The organism is Frankia sp. CoWAU3 (assembly GCF_977971855.1).
The window spans coordinates 1-2,994 of the sequence record NZ_CDWWXB010000309.1; the positions used below are offsets into that span (position 1 = coordinate 1).

Sequence of the window (2,994 nt, forward strand, 5' to 3'; positions counted from 1 at the left end):
GCTAGCCCGTGACAACGGGGTCGGGTTCTGCGCCCCGTGCCAGCGCAAGCAGGAGATGCGCCGCCTCCAGGCCCCGGTACCACCTGATCACTTCTGGCAGACCGACGAGCTTCGCGACGCCCTGGCTAGCTGGCACATCGGCCGGGTGATCGCCGCCTACCGGCGCAATCCCTGGCACGGCCGGGTGCTGGCTCAGGAACTGGTCGGCGGCTGGGCCGGCATCTCCCAGGTACAGCTATCCCGCATCGAATCGGGCCCGCCGATCAAGGACTTGGACCGGCTCATGATGTGGGCGCGCCTGTTGCGCATCCCGGCACATTTGCTGTGGTTCCAGCTTCCCGAGCAGCGAACCGCACCCGTCGCGCCCGTTTCCGCGCCGCCCGTGCCCGCGGGGCCGGACCTGCCCGCACTATTGGGCAGCCTGGCAGCCGGGCGCCTCCCCCTGGCCGCCGGCGAGACCCATAGCCCCACCATCGGCATCTCCGCCTTCACCGGCATGACCACCGGCCAGAGCGCCGAACTGCTGCTGAAGTTGTTTTTGCAGCTTGATGATGAACTGGGCGGCGACAGCCTGTACCTACCGCTGTCCCGGTACGTGGCCCGGATGGCCGTAACCGTTGAGCAGGACCCCGGCGACGGGTTGCTCGCCTTCGGCCAGCTCGCCCAGATGACGGGGTGGCTGGCGCTGGACGCCGACCACCACGGCCAAGCCCGCCGTTACTTCACCACCACCATCTACGTGGCCCACGAGAGCGACGAACCAGGTCTGGCCGCCAGCGCCCTCGGATATATGAGCCTCCAGGAGACTTACCGGGGCCGCCGGGGGCCGGCGCTGTCGCTCGCGCAAACGGCGCTCGCCTACGGGACGGCCGGGCTCACGCCGCTGACCAAGACGATGCTGGGCACGAGGCTGGCCCGCGCCCAAGCCGGGGTTGGCGACCAGGACGGCTGCCGCCGCACCTTGGAGGCCGCCCGCACCGACTTCGAGCGTGCCGGCCACCGGGATGAGCCCATGTGGGTGTCCTACGTCGACGAGGTGGAAGTGGCCGCCCAGGAAGGCGCCTGCCTGCTCGAACTGGGCGTGACCGACGAGGCTGCGTCGGCGCTGACCCGGGCGATTTGGCCTGCTCACCCAGCGCACGCCCCACCGCATCCGGGAGCGGGTGCATTACCTGTCGCGGCTCGCGAAATGCCATCTGAAGGGCGGTGACGTTGAGCAGGCCTGCCAGACGGCGGCCGACGCCCTCTCCTTGAGCGAAGCCATCGGCTCGACGCGCGTAGCCCTGCGCCTGAAGGAATTTGCGGATGGGCTTGAGCCCTTCGGCACCGTGCCTGCGGCGCGGGACTTCGGCGAGCGGTTTCGCCTGGCGACCGCTGGCCCCGCCAGTTAGCCCACGAGGCCGAAGACGGCCGCTTGGAGGGCACGGGGCCGGGTGAGATCCGGCAAAACGGCGTCGGCCCCGGCAGCCTCAAGGTCTCCCACGGTGCTGCTGCCGGTGGCAACGCCCACCGCCCGCACGCCAGCGTCGTGGGCGCCTTTTACGTCGTGCGGGGTGTCCCCAATCACGACCACCCTGGGCCGGGGGAAGCTCACCTGGTGGGCGGCTTCGGCCCGCTTGACCGCGAGCCGGACCAACACGGCCCGGTCGCTGTCGTCGTCCCCGTACCCGCCCACCGCCAGGTCCAGGTGATCCGTGAGGCCGAAGGCGGCCAGCTTGACTTCGGCGATGGAATGCAGGTTGCCGGTCACGACGGACTGCACAACGCCCTCGGCTACCAGTGCCGCAATCGCCTCCCTGGCACCGGGCAGACTGCGGCCGGCGACGCGCATCCGGCCCTGGAGCTGCCGGGCCGCCGCGCCCAAGGCTTCGTAGAAGGCCGGTAGCAGTGGCTCCGGCTTGGTGATCCCGCCAAGCCGCAAGGTCTCGATGATGATCGCCCGTTCGGTGCGGCCGATCATGTCAGCCAGTTCTCCCATGGGGCGGCCGGTCACGAGCTGGAAGGCGCGGGCGTAAATCTCCCGGCTCACGCCCTTGATCTCAAGGAGGGTGTGGTCGACGTCCCAGAGGATTAGGGCCAGTGCGGTCACCCGGCCATGATCCCACAACGAATGAACGGCGGGTGGTGCCCGCTGGCTCCCGTCCGGCGGACTTTTGGCCGCTACACTCTCGATCACGTTGATACCCAGGTGGCATCCCGTGGGAGCGATCACATGCCGGAGCTGGCCGCGCGTTACTGCGAGTGCGGCACCCGGCTGGCCGCCGACAACGCCGGCCCCCGCTGCACCGGATGCCTGGGGCGGGTCCGCCGAGAGGCCGAAAGCCCGCCGGAGCTTCCGGCCCACTTCTGGCAGACCGATCAACTCCGCGACGCCTTCGCGGCCCAGCACATCGGCCTAGTCTCGGCAGCCTACCGCCAAAGCCCCCACCACCGCCGGCCCATCAGCCAGGAACGGCTTGGTAGGTGGCTGGGTTTGACTCAGGCCCAGGTGAGCCGGATCGAGAGCGGCCCGCCCATCCGGGACCTGGACCGCCTGACGCACTGGGCCAGAACACTTCGGCTACCGCCTGCCCTGCTTTGGTTCGACCTTCCCGGCCAACCGCGGACACCCCCGCCGGCTCCAGCATCACCCGCATGGCTCAGTGATACAGGCATGCCCCTTGTGGCCGCCTCCGTCGCGGGCGGGACCTTGGAGACGATCCGTGCCGCCGCCCTGGCCTTCCGGGCCGCTGACCGCCAGCTCGGGGGCGGACGGCTGTACCCGGTGGTGGTGCGGTTCATCCAGACCGAGGTTGCTCCGCAGCTGGTGGGCCACCAGCACCCGCCGTCGGCGGTATTTTCGGCGGCCTCGTCGCTGACGGACATGGCCGGCTGGCCGGGCTACGACGACGAGCGGGGCGACCTCGCGGGGCAGCACTTCGTGCAGGCATTCGGCCTTGCCACCGCCGCCGGTGACCAAGCCCTGAGTGCCCAGGCCCTCGTGAGCCAGAGTCA

4 protein-coding genes are annotated in these 2,994 nt (G+C 70.1%); 3 read left to right on the forward strand and 1 reads right to left on the reverse strand.

Translation table 11 applies throughout. The features are described 5' to 3' along the window. Together AC08ON_RS17685 and AC08ON_RS17690 are read left to right on the forward strand one after the other, a co-directional pair. A partial coding sequence (locus tag AC08ON_RS17685; RefSeq protein WP_476617399.1) for a DNA-binding protein occupies window positions 1–1,210 on the forward strand: 1,210 nt, incomplete at its 5' end. Further along, the gene (locus AC08ON_RS17690) at window positions 1,164–1,391 is read left to right on the forward strand and encodes a hypothetical protein (protein WP_476608648.1); all 228 of its coding nucleotides are present in this window, start codon (window positions 1,164–1,166) and stop codon (window positions 1,389–1,391) included. The genes AC08ON_RS17685 and AC08ON_RS17690, both read left to right, overlap by 47 nt. Here the strand turns inward: AC08ON_RS17690 and AC08ON_RS17695 are convergent. Next, window positions 1,388–2,089, reverse strand: a complete 702-nt coding sequence (locus AC08ON_RS17695; protein WP_476608649.1) for an HAD family hydrolase — start codon at window positions 2,087–2,089, stop codon at window positions 1,388–1,390. The two genes, AC08ON_RS17690 and AC08ON_RS17695, sit on opposite strands and share 4 nt — an antisense overlap. Window positions 2,090–2,653: 564 nt before the next feature. On the opposite strand from AC08ON_RS17695, the gene AC08ON_RS17700 reads away from it, so the two are divergent. Further along, on the forward strand, window positions 2,654–2,994 hold a 341-nt coding region (locus tag AC08ON_RS17700), incomplete at its 3' end, for a hypothetical protein (protein ID WP_476617400.1).